Origin of the sequence: Rhizobium sp. P44RR-XXIV, from assembly GCF_001999485.2 — a bacterium.
GTDB lineage: Bacteria > Pseudomonadota > Alphaproteobacteria > Rhizobiales > Rhizobiaceae > Rhizobium.
In genome coordinates this window covers 145913-161171 of record NZ_MPVZ02000028.1, presented here as the reverse complement: position 1 = coordinate 161171, position 15259 = coordinate 145913, and the positions used below count along the sequence as shown (strand labels likewise).

Annotated in this window: 17 protein-coding genes; 13 read left to right on the top strand and 4 right to left on the bottom strand. The window is 58.8% G+C overall.

Annotation, left to right across the window (positions count from 1 at the left end; genetic code table 11):
• Positions 1–7: 7 nt before the first annotated feature.
• Positions 8–985: an NAD-dependent epimerase/dehydratase family protein gene (locus BSK43_RS17880; protein WP_169055428.1), complete on the bottom strand. Its 978-nt coding sequence runs from the start codon at positions 983–985 to the stop codon at positions 8–10.
• Between the two features lie 92 nt (positions 986–1077).
• Between BSK43_RS17880 and BSK43_RS17875 the strand changes: the two genes are divergently transcribed.
• Both BSK43_RS17875 and BSK43_RS17870 read left to right on the top strand, forming a co-directional pair.
• Positions 1078–1989, top strand: coding sequence for a LysR family transcriptional regulator (locus BSK43_RS17875; protein WP_077469302.1), 912 nt, complete (start codon positions 1078–1080; stop codon positions 1987–1989).
• Positions 1986–2507, top strand: a complete 522-nt coding sequence (locus BSK43_RS17870) for a GrpB family protein (protein ID WP_077469304.1) — start codon at positions 1986–1988, stop codon at positions 2505–2507. Before BSK43_RS17875 ends, BSK43_RS17870 begins: the two co-directional genes overlap by 4 nt.
• On the opposite strand, the gene BSK43_RS17865 is transcribed toward BSK43_RS17870, so the two are convergent.
• Entirely contained in the window at positions 2504–2785 is a 282-nt protein-coding gene (locus BSK43_RS17865) for a DUF2188 domain-containing protein (RefSeq protein WP_068388229.1), read from the bottom strand. The two genes, BSK43_RS17870 and BSK43_RS17865, sit on opposite strands and share 4 nt — an antisense overlap.
• A gap of 227 nt (positions 2786–3012) precedes the next feature.
• Between BSK43_RS17865 and BSK43_RS17860 the strand changes: the two genes are divergently transcribed.
• Positions 3013–4110 (top strand): calcium:proton antiporter, encoded by a 1098-nt coding sequence (locus BSK43_RS17860; protein WP_077469388.1) that lies wholly within the window; start codon positions 3013–3015, stop codon positions 4108–4110.
• Between the two features lie 141 nt (positions 4111–4251).
• On the opposite strand, the gene BSK43_RS17855 is transcribed toward BSK43_RS17860, so the two are convergent.
• Positions 4252–5454 (bottom strand): pyridoxal phosphate-dependent aminotransferase, encoded by a 1203-nt coding sequence (locus BSK43_RS17855; protein ID WP_077469305.1) that lies wholly within the window; start codon positions 5452–5454, stop codon positions 4252–4254.
• A gap of 507 nt (positions 5455–5961) precedes the next feature.
• On the opposite strand from BSK43_RS17855, the gene BSK43_RS17850 reads away from it, so the two are divergent.
• From BSK43_RS17850 to BSK43_RS17835, 4 genes are all read left to right on the top strand, one after another.
• Positions 5962–7107 carry a PQQ-dependent sugar dehydrogenase gene (locus BSK43_RS17850; protein WP_077469307.1) on the top strand — a complete coding sequence of 382 codons (1146 nt, stop codon included), beginning with the start codon at positions 5962–5964 and terminating at the stop codon, positions 7105–7107.
• A 99-nt stretch (positions 7108–7206) separates the two neighbouring features.
• A complete protein-coding gene (locus BSK43_RS17845) occupies positions 7207–8097 on the top strand; it encodes a DMT family transporter (RefSeq protein ID WP_077469308.1) in 891 nt (296 codons plus the stop codon).
• A 498-nt stretch (positions 8098–8595) separates the two neighbouring features.
• On the top strand, positions 8596–8811 hold the full coding sequence (locus tag BSK43_RS17840; RefSeq protein WP_004116423.1) for a cold-shock protein: 216 nt from the start codon (positions 8596–8598) through the stop codon (positions 8809–8811).
• Positions 8812–8958: 147 nt separating this feature from the next.
• Positions 8959–9396 (top strand): BA14K family protein, encoded by a 438-nt coding sequence (locus BSK43_RS17835; RefSeq protein WP_068388245.1) that lies wholly within the window; start codon positions 8959–8961, stop codon positions 9394–9396.
• 56 nt (positions 9397–9452) lie between these two features.
• Here the strand turns inward: BSK43_RS17835 and BSK43_RS17830 are convergent, their stop codons facing one another.
• Positions 9453–10097, bottom strand: coding sequence for an MBL fold metallo-hydrolase (locus BSK43_RS17830; protein ID WP_077469309.1), 645 nt, complete (start codon positions 10095–10097; stop codon positions 9453–9455).
• A gap of 247 nt (positions 10098–10344) precedes the next feature.
• Between BSK43_RS17830 and BSK43_RS17825 the strand changes: the two genes are divergently transcribed.
• The 6 genes from BSK43_RS17825 (at position 10345) to BSK43_RS17800 (ending at position 15235) form a co-directional block, all read left to right on the top strand.
• Positions 10345–10983, top strand: coding sequence for a DUF1236 domain-containing protein (locus BSK43_RS17825; RefSeq protein WP_077469310.1), 639 nt, complete (start codon positions 10345–10347; stop codon positions 10981–10983).
• A gap of 246 nt (positions 10984–11229) precedes the next feature.
• Positions 11230–11493, top strand: a complete 264-nt coding sequence (locus tag BSK43_RS17820) for a hypothetical protein (protein WP_068388252.1) — start codon at positions 11230–11232, stop codon at positions 11491–11493.
• Positions 11494–11975: 482 nt separating this feature from the next.
• The gene (locus BSK43_RS17815) at positions 11976–12458 is read left to right on the top strand and encodes a MarR family transcriptional regulator (protein WP_077469311.1); all 483 of its coding nucleotides are present in this window, start codon (positions 11976–11978) and stop codon (positions 12456–12458) included.
• Between the two features lie 73 nt (positions 12459–12531).
• Positions 12532–13233, top strand: a complete 702-nt coding sequence (locus BSK43_RS17810) for a response regulator (protein WP_077469312.1) — start codon at positions 12532–12534, stop codon at positions 13231–13233.
• 24 nt (positions 13234–13257) lie between these two features.
• Positions 13258–14640: an ATP-binding protein gene (locus BSK43_RS17805; RefSeq protein ID WP_077469313.1), complete on the top strand. Its 1383-nt coding sequence runs from the start codon at positions 13258–13260 to the stop codon at positions 14638–14640.
• A 13-nt stretch (positions 14641–14653) separates the two neighbouring features.
• On the top strand, positions 14654–15235 hold the full coding sequence (locus BSK43_RS17800) for a DUF1349 domain-containing protein (protein WP_077469314.1): 582 nt from the start codon (positions 14654–14656) through the stop codon (positions 15233–15235).
• The last annotated feature ends 24 nt before the right edge of the window (positions 15236–15259 follow it).

Below are 15259 nucleotides of genomic sequence, written 5' to 3'. Positions count from 1 at the left end.
GGCCGGCTCATGCCGCCGGCAGGCAGCCGATTGCTGCAAGCGTCGATCTGACGGCCTCGTCGATAGGCGTATGCGGCTCCTCGCCGAGAACAGCGACCAGCTTGTCGTTTCGCATCTGCAGCGGCACCTTCCAGAGATAGCTCATTTCGCGCAGCTCCCGCATGAACGGAACGAAGGGGGCAGCCAGCGGCACGATGATCCAGGGAAACGCCTTGACCTTCACGGCATGCCCGAGCACGCGCCGAACTGCATCGATCATCTGCCTGCCATCGCCATCCCAGTGACCGCGCATGTGATAGACGGCGAAAGCAGGCAGCTCGTCGCCCTTTTCGATCAGCCGGATCATCGTTTCGGCGACGTCAGGCAGGTAGGCCCATTGATGCCCAAGACCGGCCTTGCCGGGATAGGTGATGGAGTTGACCGGCTTGCCCGGCGTGACCATGGCCTGCGAGAACCAGCTGTTGGCACGCGACCCGCCGAAGAAATCGCCGGCGCGAACAATGATGACCGGCGTGTCGCCCTGCTCTGCCGCCGCCCTCAGGCGCCGTTCCATCTGCACGCGGATGGCGCCCTTGCGGGTCTTCGGACGCTGCGCACTGTCCTCACTTACATTCGGAAAGGTATCGGGGCCGAAATTATAGACCGTACCCGGCAGCACGATCCGCGCGCCGACACTCTTTGCCGCCGCAATGGTATTATCGAGCATCGGCAGCACCAGTTGACCCCAGTTGCGATAGCCCGGAGGGTTGACGGCATGCACGATGACTTCGGCTCCAGCCGCGGCCTTCAAGACATCCCCGACCAGCATGGCGTCGCCCTGAATCCAGTCGAAATCCGGACGGCGGCGAGCCGCCTGCGCGACATCGCGGGTCAGCGCCCGGATGCGCCAGCCGCGGGCGGCAAGTCCCTCGGCAACGGCACCGCCGATGCCACCGGTCGCTCCGAGTATCAAAGCGGTCTTCGCATTTTCTATGTGATTGCTCATGGTCGTCTCCATCGGTTTCGATGAGCTGACTATGCCTTCCACCTGGCATAAACAAAATTGCCAAAAAATCTGCATATGATATACATAAATGTATGGCTGAGTCTGAACCGAGCTGGGATTTCTACCGCACCTTTCTTGCCGTGCTGCAGCAAGGCTCGCTGTCGGCCGCCGCCCGTGATCTGGGCCTCACCCAGCCTACGATCGGCCGCCATATCGACGCGCTGGAAGCTGCCGTCGGCGCCGAGCTTTTCACGCGTTCGCAACAGGGCCTCCTGCCAACGGATACGGCTCTCGTCCTGAAACCTTATGCCGAGACACTGGCAAGCACGACGTCCGCATTGCTGCGAGCTGCGTCAGGCTCCCGCGACAAGGTAACCGGAACAGTACGCATCAGCGCCAGCGAAGTCATCGGGACCGAGGTGCTGCCGTCGATCCTTGCCGAACTGCAAGCCCGTTATCCCGAGCTGATCATAGAACTTTCCGCATCCGACGCGGTGGAGGATCTACTGCAGCGCGAGGCGGATATCGCGGTTCGCATGGTCGAGCCGGCGCAGGAAGCTCTGCTCTCCCGTCATATCGGCATCATCCCTCTGGGTTTCTTCGCCCACCGCAAATACCTTGAAAGATATGGCACGCCCGAGAGCATCGATGACCTGCAGCGGCACAAGCTGATCGGGTTCGACCGCCAGACGGCCTATATCAGGATGATGCGCAAGCGCTATCCAATCTTCGACGGCATAACCCTCGCCTTTCGATCCGACCATACCATTGCACAGCACAATGCGCTTCGCGCAGGCCTCGGCATCAGCTTTCTCCATATACCCCTGGCAAGACGCGACCCTGACCTCGTGCGCCTTCTGCCCGAGATCGAACTTCCGCTCGACACCTGGGTCGTCATGCACGAAAACCTGAAAACGTCGCCACGCTGCCGCGTGACCTTCGATGCATTGGTCTCTGGCCTGCTGGATTACGTCAAGGGTGGTACGGATGGGAGACGATCGTGACAAAGGGAACGGCCGTCGAACTGGTGCCTTACGATCCGGGCTGGCCGGCGGCCTTTCAACGCATTCGCGGCAAGCTCGAACGATTACTAGCACCCCATGTGGTGACAATCGAGCACATCGGCAGCACATCCATCCCCGGCCTGGCGGCAAAGCCGCTTGTCGATATCGACATCATTCTTCGTCATTCCGATAATGTAACGCCGGCGACGCAACGGCTTCTGGATCAAAATTACGAACCGCGCGGCAATCGTTACGATGATGATGTCTGGGCATTTATGCTGCGAGGCGGCACGCCGCCGGAACGCATCTATCTCTGCCCGCCCGACAATCAGACGCATCAACGAAGAATGATCTTTCGCGATCATCTCAGATCGCATCCTGACGACATGGCCGCCTATTCCACGCTGAAACAGGGGCTAGCCGAACACTACCGGCACGATGGCGATCGCTATACCGCCGAGAAGCGGCACTTCGTCGATGCAATCATAGAGAAGGCATTGCGCGCATCGCAAGGCTAAGCGCCGGGAGCCGTGTCAATGGGCGGGAAATGCATTTGGCCATCGATGACTTCCGTTTCCGGCCGGTCGCCGCCATCGGCATATTCCTCATGCCATTTGCCGCTTTCGTCCTGCCAGCTGATTTCCGCAGAGTCACCCCCGACCTGCTGCTCGGCCGCAACAATCCTGGCGGCCTCCACCGCCTCCGAATGTGACGGAAACGCTTCCGAATAGACATCCCGGAACCGATACGCCCATCCGCCGTCATGCGGCACGATTTCGTAAACGACCTTGATCATCCAGATCCTCCTGCTCATCTGCCAAGGCTTTGGGGCCGGACATGGCCGGCGGGCCGCATGCATCTCAGACAGATTTCGAGGATGCCGCGACATTTTAGTTGGGCAGACCTATCCCGTTAGTATTTCATTAAACGGCTTCGACTGCAAATTTCACCCCAACATGCGCGCTTGATGTGAAAAATCATTGATTTAGATTGCAACCGGGAATCGGCGCAAAGGTTGGGAACGTGATCACATCAAACTGGTTTAGACAGGAAAAAGCACTCTTGGTGGCGCTGGCGGTCGCCGTCATTGCCTATGCCGTCGAGCACACCGTGCTGGAAATGGGGCAGACCGCGTCCATGATCGCGGCGGCGGCATTGATCGCAACGATTGTGCTGGCATCCATGCGCGTTGCCCACCACGCCGAAAACCTCGCGGCAAAAGTCGGCGACCCCTATGGCACGATGATCCTGACATTGGCAGCCGTTGCCGTCGAAGTCATCATCCTTGCCATCATGATGAGCGGAGAGAGTTCGCCGACACTGGTCCGCGACACCATCTACTCGGCCGTCATGCTCGACATTAACGGCATCCTCGGCCTTGCCGCCCTTCTCGGCGGACTGAAGCATGGCGAACAGCCCTATAATGACGATTCCAGCCGGACCTATGGCGTGATGATCCTGACGGCCATGGGCATTTCGATGATCGTGCCGGAATTCATCCCTGAAGCGAAATGGCATTTCTATTCCGCCTTCACCATCGTTGCGATGATCGCGCTCTACGCGCTGTTCCTGCGCATGCAGGTCGGCAAGCACAGCTATTTCTTCAGCTACAGCTATCCGCGCACCGAGAAGAAGCTCTCGGCGCCCGAAGAGCATCACGAGGACGAATCCACCACCACGTCGATCGTCACGATCCTGATCGGCGTGGTGCTGATCGGTGCGCTTGCAGAATTCATGTCAGGGTTCATGGATATCGGCCTCAAGGGCACCGGCGCACCACCGGCCATCGCCGCCATCGTCGTCGCAGCAATATCGGCAGCGCCGGAAATTCTGACGGCATTGCGTGCGGCCCTTAGAAACCGCATGCAGGCGACGGTCAACATCGCCCTGGGCGCCTCGCTCTCGACGGTCATCCTGACAGTGCCCGTCATGGAGGCGATCGCCCTCTATACGGGCCAGCCCTTCATCATGGCGATGTCACCGGTGCAGACCGTCATGGTCATGATCACCCTCATCGTCGCCGCTATCAACCTCAACGATGGCGAGACCAACGCCATCGAAGGCATGACCCATTTCATCCTCTTCGCCACCTTCATCATGCTGACGACGCTCGGACTTTGACCCTGATTTCAAAGGCTTGAGACGGCAGACGGATTCAAATCGCGAGGTACTTGATTCAGTTGATGAGCCGTTAGCGAAACCGGACAACAAAAAAGCCCGCCATCTCTGGCGGGCTTTTCATTTAACTAGTCTTAGAACTGCTTACTTGCAGGCGCCGCAGAAACGCTGGATACGGCGGCAAGCTTCTTCGAGCAGCTCTTCCGAGGTCGCGTAGGAGATGCGGAAGTTCGGGCCGAGGCCGAAGGCAGAACCGTGCACGACGGCGACGCCTTCCGATTCCAGCAGCTCGGACACGAAGTCTTCGTCCGTCTCGATGACCTTGCCGGTCGGAGCCGTCTTGCCGATCAGGCCGGCGCAGGACGGATAGACGTAGAAAGCGCCTTCCGGAACCGGGCACGAAAGGCCCTTCGCCTGGTTCAGCATGGACACGACAAGATCGCGACGGCCTTCGAAGATCTTCTTGTTGCGCGGAATGAAGTCCTGCGGACCGTTCAGCGCTTCGACGGCAGCCCATTGTGCGATGGAGGTCGCACCCGAAGTCTGCTGACCCTGGATCATGTCCATGGCCTTGATGAGCTGCAGCGGGCCGGCAGCGTAACCGATACGCCAACCGGTCATCGCATAGGCCTTCGAGACGCCGTTCATCGTCAGCGTGCGGTCATAGAGGCTAGACTCGACTTCGACCGGCGTGGCGAACTTGAACTCGCCATAGGTCAGGTGCTCGTACATGTCGTCGGTCAAGATCCAGACATGCGGATGCTTGACCAGCACGTCCGTCAGCGCCTTCAGCTCGTCATGCGAATAGGCAGCGCCCGACGGGTTGGACGGCGAGTTGAACATGAACCACTTGGTCTTCGGCGTGATCGCCTTTTCGAGGTCGGCCGGCTGAAGCTTGAAATTGTTGGCCTGCGTCGTCGCGACGAAAACCGGGGTGCCGCCGCAAAGCGCCACCATTTCCGGATAGGATACCCAGTAAGGCGTCGGGATCACGACTTCGTCGCCGGGGTTCAGCGTCGCCATGAAGGCGTTGAACAGGATCTGCTTGCCGCCCGTGCCGACGATGGTCTGCTCGGGGGCATAATCCAGATTGTTCTCGCGCTTGAACTTGGCGGCGATGGCCTTGCGCAGTTCCGGGATGCCGGCAACCGGCGTATACTTCGTCTCGCCGCGATTGATCGCGTCGATGGCCGCCGTCTTGATATTATCCGGCGTATCGAAATCAGGCTCGCCTGCGCCGAGGCCGATCACGTCGCGTCCTTTTGCTTTCAACTCGCGCGCTTTCTGGGAAACGGCGATGGTGGCAGAAGGCTTTACACGGGAAAGAGCGTCGGCAAGAAAGGCCATGATGATCGGTCCTATTCGGTTGAAATGGGCAGAAAGCCTGTGGACCAGATTTCTGCGCTAAGCTCTATGTCGAATATGGGCCGAGGTTTCAAGCACAAAGGCGTCACAGTGGCTTTATTTCATGGCTTTCCGGCGTTGTCTTTCGCACCATCTTCAGCCGACCTTGAGGTGCCGGCGGAGGGCCGCGCATGACCTCCGCATCGTCATGCGCCATCCCGCCGATCCCTCGACGTTGAATCAATTTGCGAAGCAGCTGATTCAGTTTCTGAAGAGCCTTGAAATTTCCGATAAAAATCAAACAGTTTCCCATATCCGGAACTTCACGCGAGCCTGTCGACACAGATCGGGTCGACGCATCGGCGCCTTGCCCTCAGTCTGGATCGACCGGAGAAACATGGAGACGCCACGTTTACGAACACAATGGCGTTATCGACCACACGCCTCTCCTTGAACGCCGGGTCGGCCGCCCCACGTTGCGAAAGCGGCTATATTGGGGGAGTTGAGAACATGCGCTTTGGTCCAGGAGGATTTGCGATTGCCTTGGTGGCATCAGCTCTGTGGTCGACAGGCGCGGCATCTGCCGAAACCTCTCAGACCATCAAGACGCAGAAAGTAGCGGTCAAAGTCGAAACGATCGCCACCGGGCTCGAACATCCTTGGGCGGTCGCAGTGCTGCCGGATGGCACCTATCTTGTGACCGAACGGCCCGGCCGAATGCGCCTGATCCGCGATGGCAAGGTGTCAGCCCCGATTGCCGGAGTGCCGGAGGTCTATGCCCGCGGACAAGGCGGCCTGCTGGACGTCGAGCTCGACCCGAAATTCAGCAGCAACCGAACTCTGTATTTCACCGCTTCGATAGCAGCCGACGGCGGTAGCGGCACGGCCGTATTCCGCGCCAAACTTTCACAGGACGAGAAGCAACTGACCGAGGTGAAGCGCATTTTCCTGATGAACAAGCTGTCGCGCGGCAATATCCAGTATGGTGCGCGCATTGCCATTGCCGGGGATGGCAGCCTTTTCGTCGGCCTCGGCGATCGCGGCGAGCAGGATCGCGCACAGGATTTCCATGACGATGCAAGCTCCATCATCCATATCGAGGCGGATGGCAGCATTCCCGCCGACAATCCCTTCAAGGATGGCAAGAGCGCTTTGCCGGAAATCTGGTCGAAGGGTCATCGCAATCCGCAGGGCATCACCTTCGATACGGCGACAGGCAAGCTCTATACGGCCGAGCATGGCGCGAAGGGCGGCGACGAGATCAACACGCCCGAAGCCGGCAAGAACTATGGCTGGCCGGTCATCTCCTACGGGGTCAACTACAACGGCACGAAGATCGGCATCGGCACGGCGAAGAAGGGCATGGAACAGCCCCTCTTCTACTGGGATCCGTCGATCGCACCCGGCGCCATTGTCGTCTATCGCGGCAAGATGTTTCCGGAATGGAATGGCGACCTGCTGGTCACGGCGCTGAAATTCCAGCTGCTGTCTCGCCTCGAGCGCGACGCCGGCGGCAAGATCACCGAGCGGGAACGCATGTTCGACGATCAATTCGGTCGCATGCGCGACATTGTTATCGCGCCCGACGGTGCGCTTTTGATTACGACGGACGAGAATGATGGCGCGCTTTTGAGAGTTTCAAGAGCGACGAACTAGGCGCATGTGGCTCACCATCGCCGGTACCTTTCGGCCTTGCTCCGGGCAAATGCAACTGCTAACGGTCATGAAGATCATTCCCCCTCCCGTAGGATGCAAATGTCTCGCATACAGGCGAATTTATTGTTGTTGCTGGCTGCCGCAATCTGGGGCGGAGGCTTCGTCGCGCAATCGACAGCAATGAAGTCGATCGGACCGTTCTGGTTCATCGGTCTGCGATTCGCCGTCGCGACCATCGTCGTCCTCCCCTTCGTGTGGATGGAAAACAGGAAGACGGCGCAGCCGCTGACGCCTCGCAACTGGCTCTCCTTCGTGCTGATCGGCGTCGCGTTGTTCGGCGGCGCCGCAACGCAGCAGCTCGGGCTCCTGACCACGACCGTCACGAACTCCAGCTTCATCACCGGCCTTTACGTCGTCTTCGTACCCTTGATCGCCGTCGTCTTCCTGCGCCGGTCTCCCCATTGGATCATCTGGCCGGCGGCTCTGATGGCGCTCGGCGGCATCTATCTCCTGTCCGGCGGATCTCTGTCGCATCTGACGATCGGCGATTTCCTCACCGTGATTTGTGCGCTGTTCTGGGCCGCGCAGATCACGCTTGCCGGCTCTGCCGTCAACGAAACCGGTCGGCCCCTCGGTATTTCCGCCACGCAATTCGCAGTCACCGCCGTCCTCGCTTTGGCAGTAGCCGCCGCCATAGAGCCGATCAGCATGGCCGCCATCCGCGCAGCACTCGGCGAAATCCTTTATGTCGGCATCTTTTCATCCGGCCTTGCCTTCGCGCTGCAGATTATCGGCCAGCGTTACACGACCGCCCCGCAGGCGGCGATCTTCCTCTCCTCGGAAGCTCTGTTCGGAGCCTCACTTGGCGCTTTGCTGCTCGGCGAGACCATGGGGCCGCTCGGCTATGCCGGCTGCGCCTTGATGTTCACCGCCATGCTCGCGGTGGAACTGGTGCCTGAAATCGTTCGCCGCCGTAGCGCAACGGCATGAAAGCGGCCTGAAATGCACGCTATGGCTGTTTGCGGCTACCCTCTTTGAAATTTTCTCGGACAATCTAAAACGGGCGCTGATCGCGGCCGATTTGGGAAAATTTCGCCAAAATTATATCGCCAACGATGCAAAACCCTTAGAAACTTGTTTCAACGTGGGAAAATTTGCGAATCGCCATAACATCATCGCGTTACAGGACTGTGCTCCTCTCGATACGTTAAAAAACTTTTGCTTGCCAATTCCCAATAAACACAGCACTCTCAACGATGTTCGGGCATTTTTAGAGCATGGGAAGTCCTAATAGAATTGCGCGCCGGAAACGCTAATATTCCGGTCAGCTTGGTCAAGACGCGGGGTGGCAAACATCGCATCGAGGTCAAGCCGAGGTATAGGGGACCTTTTCCTTCAAATTGCGAGAACTGCCTGCAAGCGCCCGCAAGGGCAATACAGTAGTGCTGCCCGTGTGGATGGCGGGCAGAGAGAAAAGGGACCTTAGGCATGGCCGAGACTGGCACTGTAAAGTTTTTCAACACCGATAAGGGCTTTGGCTTCATTAAGCCGGACAAAGGTGGAGCAGACATCTTTGTACATATTTCTGCGGTTCAGGCATCCGGCCTGGCAGGACTGTCTGAAAACCAGAAAGTAAGCTTCGACACGGAACCGGATCGCCGCGGTAAGGGACCGAAGGCCGTCAATCTCCAGATTGCGGGCTGATACGTCTTACGGCTATCATTCGAGTTGAGGCCCGGCAGCGATGCCGGGTTTTTATCATTCAGTCTGCATTCAGTTTATCGCATTTAGTCTGCCTGACGTGAAACAACGGGGATAATAGTTGTCCCGTTTTCGTTGAAGGATAGACCAATGACCATACTCGGCAAATCGCTCGTCATGTCCGCCATGGCTGCAGCATTGACGCTGACGTCCATGAGTGCCGCTTCAGCGGACGAATATTGGCGTCACCGCAACCGGGATGGTTGGGCGCTCGGCGCCGCCGGTCTCGCCACCGGTCTGATCGTCGGCTCGGCGATCGCCAGCCAGCCACGTTATGTGGAGCCGGCACCGGTCTATGTCGAACCTGATTATGACGCCCCTCCTCCGCCCTATTATTATCGCCCGGCGCCGCGCCGCGTCTATGTCGAGCGGGATGTCAGCTACTACGCTCCACCGCCGGTTTCCGGCCTCCGTCCGTGGTCCTCTGCATGGATGCGCTATTGCTACGACCGCTATAGAAGCTTTGACGGCCAAAGCGGCACCTATGTCGGCTTTGACGGCATGCGCCACTTCTGCACGGCAGATTGATCCAGACACATCGGACCAGATCGAGAGAGCGCCGCCCCTGAGCGGCGCTTTCTGATTCAAAGCCCGCGGAGGAAAGGATTGGTGCGACGCTCCTCGCCAATGCGGCTGCCCGGACCATGACCGCAGATGAAGCCGACTTCGTCGCCAAGCGGGAAGACCTTGTCGCGGATTGAATCCAACAGCTGCTGATGGTTGCCGCCGGGCAAATCCGTGCGGCCGATCGAGCCGCTGAAAAGCACGTCGCCGAGATGTGCGAAGCCCTGCTTGCGATTGACGTATATGACGTGGCCGGGCGCATGACCCGGGCAGTGAAACACCTCGAATTCATGTTCGCCGAAGGAAACCTTGTCGCCGTCCTTCAGAAAGCGATCTGGCACCACATTGCGCACGCCATCGATGTTGAACATCTTGCCCTTGGCTTCGATGTCTTCCAGCAGGAACCGGTCATCCTCATGCGGGCCGATCACCTCGATATCGAGCGCTTCGCGCACCTCGTCTGCACCGCCGGCATGATCGATATGGCCATGAGTCAACCAGATGGCCTTCAAGGTCAGACCATTTTCACGCACCGTCTGCAGGATGACGTCGACATCGCCACCGGGATCGACCACCACCCCCTCCTTGGTATCCGGGTCGAACAGGATGGTGCAATTCTGTTCGAAAGGGGTCACCGGAATGATGCCGGCCTGGAGCATGCCCATGAAGCGCCTCGTCTCTTGGATCGTCGTGCTGCCGGTATAGCCGCAAACTCCGGGCAAAACAGCCCCTGGCGCCCTCAAAGTGCCGCGCTCGCGCGAGCTCCACCTTACGGATTCCGGAAATAGGTAAATAATTCTTACGGTTACCTGACCGTCCTCTCAGCAAGCGTCAGGATCGAACCGTGCGGATCGGAACACTGAAGCGTCCGAAGCGTTGAGATACGTCTTTTAAGGCAGAAGGAGAGAACCAATGTCCTTGAAGAGAAATCTGCTGCTGACAGGCCTTGTCCTTGTCGGCAGCGCCGGTCTGGCGCAGGCGGAAATGGCTGCAACCACCGCCAGCGACATCGAAGTCCGTTCAGGCCCCGGTGCCGAGTTTCCAACCGTCGGCGTCGCAACACGTGGCTCCGAAGCGACGCTGGATGGCTGTGTCGAAGGCAGCCGCTGGTGCCGCGTAGATGTTAACGGCATGCGCGGCTGGGTCTATGCCCAGTATCTCAACGTCGAGCAAAACGGCGCCTCTGTCGTCGTTCAGGACCATCGTGACGATCTCGGCATTCCCACGGTTACCTACGAGCAGACTGACCCGGTCAAGACAGGCAGCGTGCAAGCCGCACAGCCAGGACCGAATGACGAACTGCTCGGCCCCGCTGATGAGAGTGGCGACAAGGTCGTTGCCATTACGCCGCCCGGCAATATCCGGGGCTACATCGACGACAATCCCGTCGACACAGTCCAGTTGGACGGCGACGTAGTGGTCGGTTCCACGCTGCCGCAAAGCGTCGAGGTGCACCGCATTCCGGATTATCAATACAGCTATGTCGAGGTGAACCGCCAACCGGTCCTGGTTGATCCAGGCACGCGACGGATCGTTTACGTCTATCGCTGATTCGGCTCGGAACTCGAGCAAGATGGCAAAATTCGCGTGCGGCTAGCCGGCCGCATGCCTAAGGAGCGGATTTCCCCCGCTTTTATTGCGAATTTCTCCCGTTTGAGTTGCCCTTCTATTTCCACCGTCTGGTGCATGATGTAATCCTAATATCAGTGAGGATTATCGCCGCTCCCTGGCACCGATCCAGGACGCGACGAGAGGGCATCCGGAAGCGTCTTCCGGAACTATGGGAGAAGGGCAATCATGGAAAGTCTAGGGCCTATCATCACACAGCTGATAGCCGGTGCGATCGGCGGCAACGCCGCGAGCGCCGTTTTGAAGCAGGACGGCATCAATCTCATCGCCAGAACGATTGCGGGCGCCATTGGCGGCCTTGGCGGCGGGGTCATCCTCAATCTGATCGGCAGTGAAGCCCTCACGGGCCTCGTGGCACAAGGCATATCATCACTGATCGCCGGCGGCGTGCTCTCGGCAATCGTTGGCGCGGTTCTCGGCCGCAAGTCGTAAAATCATACGCAGCAAAAGCCGAGCGACATGCACGCTCGGCTTTTGCGTATCCATATGCAGGTCCTGTTTGAAAAGCTGCGACTTCGATGCTCCCGCAGGCGCTCCTTGCATGAGGCAAGAGGAAGTCCTCCTTGGCTGACGACCGACTGCTTGTCCGGCTTATGATCCCGCATCGATGCAATGCAATTTGCGGGAGATACTGGTTTTTCCGTCACCTGGCCGGCAGGAGCCATGTATAACAGCGGGGCGACTTTACATTATGTCGACCGTTGCTGTTCTCCTTGCGCACCATCCGCGAGGCGCCAGGGAATTCAGCGATGTTGAAGTTTTTGCAAGGCCGCATCTAATTTCCCGCGAACGGCAACCCCGTTCCAGGTATGCGGCATTGTGCGGAAGCAACCGATGGCATAAAAATGTCAATAAAGCTGACATATTTTTGCATAAGTTTCCCAGACAGTCCAAGATAAAAAGGAAATGCTACGGTGGCACGACAGATGAGCCAAAACGCGACAAAGGCGGAGTTGCTGGCAACGCCGATGCAGAACGCGGGAATCATCGATTTCGAGATCATCGAGCTGCTTTTCTTCGCCTACCGTGACTTCGTATCGGATCCGGATCAGATCCTGGTCAAGAGCGGCTTTGGCCGGGCCCATCACCGTGTCGTCCATTTCGTTAACCGCGAACCCGGTATGACCGTTGCGGACCTTCTGGAAACACTGCAGATCACCAAACAGAGTTTGGCGCGGGTTCTAAAACAATTGATCGATTCAGGTTATATTCGGCAGGTCGCCGGTCCCGAGGACCGGCGTCAACGCAAGCTTTATCCCACGCAAGCGGGCCGCGATCTGGCGCTGGCGCTAGCCGAGCCGCAATCGCGCCGTATTGAACGGGCATTCGAAGGCGCATCGGAAGCAACGCGCGAAAGCGTGAAACGTTTCCTGAGGGGAATGCAAACCGAGAAGTGACGACGGTTCCAGCCGCATAAGGCTGGCGCGGAATGGATCATTTCCATCAACGGGCAGGATTGAGACGGATCGAATGACGACGAAGACAGCTATTTCGGACGATGCGGCACATCTTTTGGTTGTGGATGACGACACGCGTATCCGCGCCCTTCTCAATCGCTACCTTATGGAGAAAGGGTTTCGCGTAACGGCGGCGGCGGACGGCGCCGAAGCGCGCCGCAAGCTTGAAGGGCTCGATTTCGATCTCATCATCATGGATGTGATGATGCCCGGCGAATCCGGCATCGAGCTGACGGCAAGCCTGCGGGCCATCAAGAATATCCCGGTCATCATGCTGACGGCGCTTGCGGAAGCCGATTCCCGCATTGCCGGCCTTGAGGCCGGCGCCGACGACTATCTCCCGAAGCCTTTCGATCCGCGCGAGCTGGTGCTGCGCGTCAACAATATCCTTCGCCGCAACACCCCGGCCGATTCCCCGAAAATCGAGCTTGTCATGTTCGGCCCCTATACATTCTCGCTGACCCGCAAGGAGCTGAAAAAGTCGGCGGAACTCATCCGCCTGACCGATCGGGAGCAGGAAATCATGCTGCTCTTTGCCAAGCGCGCCGGTGAGACCATCCCGCGCCATGAGCTGATCGGCGGCGACACCGAGGTCGGCGAGCGCACCATCGATGTGCAGATAAATCGGCTGCGCCGCAAGATTGAAGACGACCCGGCAAACCCTATCTGGTTACAGACGGTACGTGGCATTGGCTACCGTCTGAGCATAGACTGAGTTCGGTTCCAAGGGTCCGCGGCAATGGTGGCATTCGATTCGATCAGACGTGAACAGGATCACACGCCGTCGAATGGGCTGCGGTGGCTTTCGCGCTGGATGCGTCGATATGTGTTGCCGACTGGCCTCTATGCCCGCTCGCTGCTCATCTTCATCCTGCCGATGATTATCCTCCAGGCCGTCGTTACCGTCGTGTTCATGGAACGTCACTGGCAAATGGTGACGCAGCGGCTGTCGATGGCAACCACACGCGATATCGCCGCGATCATCGCCATCATCCAGACCTATCCGCAGGACGCGGACTTCTCCGCCATTACCCAGATCGCGCGCCAGAAGCTCGACCTCAGCATCTCGATAGAGCCGGGCGGCGAATTGCCGCCTCCGCGCGAGAAGCCATTCTTCTCGATCCTTGACGGCATTCTGAGCGACGAGATCCGTGATCAGATCAACCTGCCCTTCTGGATCGACACGGTTGGAAACTCCAGCCTGGTCGAGATCCGGGTCAAGCTGCCCGACAAGGTGCTACGCGTCTTTGCCAAGCGCAGCCAGACCTATGCGTCCAATACGCATATCTTCATTCTCTGGATGGTCGGCACGTCGCTGGTGCTGATCGGTATCGCCGTATTGTTCCTGCGCGGCCAGATCAGGCCGATCCTGGCGCTGGCCCGCGCCGCCGAGAGCTTCGGCAAGGGGCAGCGTCTGGAGAACTACTCTCCGCGCGGCGCCGACGAGGTTCGGCGCGCCGGCCTCGCTTTCATCCTGATGCGCGAGCGCATCGAGCGACAACTCGAGCAGCGCACGGCGATGCTGTCAGGCGTCAGCCACGACCTGCGAACGGTGCTCACCCGCTTCAAGCTCCAGCTCGCTCTTGCCAGCGACAATCCCGATCTTGCCGGCCTCAACGAGGATGTCGAGGATATGCAGAGCATGCTCGAAGGCTATATGGCCTTTGCACGCGGCGAAGCGGAGGAGGATGTCGGCCAGTTCAGGCTCAGCGACATCCTGGAGAGGATTCGGCAGGACTTCACATTGCACGGCAAATCCATGGACTTCACCATCGACGGTGACGACGAGATTTCCGTCCGTGCGAATGCCTTTACCCGACTTGTCACCAATCTTGCCACGAATGCCCGCCGCTACGCAAAAAGCCTGCGTATCGAGGCTAAGCATAGTGCCAAGTGGCTGACGATTATCTTCGACGACGATGGCCCGGGCATCCCCCCCGAGGCGCGAGAGGATGTCTTCAAGCCGTTCTTCCGGCTGGATTCTGCGCGCAATCTCGACAAATCCGGCACCGGCCTCGGCTTGGCCATTGCCCGCGATATCGCCCGCAGCCATGGCGGCAACGTCACGCTTTCCGACAGCCCGCTGGGCGGCCTGCGCGCCACCATCCGCATTCCTGCCTGAAGGAGAAAGCACTATGTCGATCGACATCGATGGCATGCATTGGCTGAACGCGCCGCCGGCATGGGAAATGAACCAGGGTCGGTTATTCGTACGCTCAGGCAACAAGACCGATTTCTGGCAGGAAACCTATTACGGCTTCCATCGCGACGACGGTCATTTTCTCGGAAAGCCGCGCCGGGGTGACTTTACCGCCGAGGTGAGCTTCATCGGGCATTACCGTGAACTCTACGATCAGGCAGGCCTGATGATCCGCCACGATGCCAGGCACTGGATGAAATGCGGGATCGAATATACTGATGGCGCAAGGCATTTCAGCGTCGTCGTCACCAATGGCAATTCCGACTGGTCGGCCTTTCGGCTGGAGCATGAATTCGACGCCATGTCCGCGCGGGTGACACGCAACGGCGACGCACTCTTCATCCAGTATCGCACCGACAGGATGGACGAATGGCGCATGGCAAGGCTCGCCTGGTTCGACCCAACGCTGGAGGAGCTGTCGATCGGCCCTGCCTTTTGCTCGCCACAGCGGGAAGGCTTCGAAGCGGAATTTCTCCACTTCAGCCTGACTGATCCGCTATCAAGGGATATTCATTGAGCCATTCATTCCCGTGGAGGAATG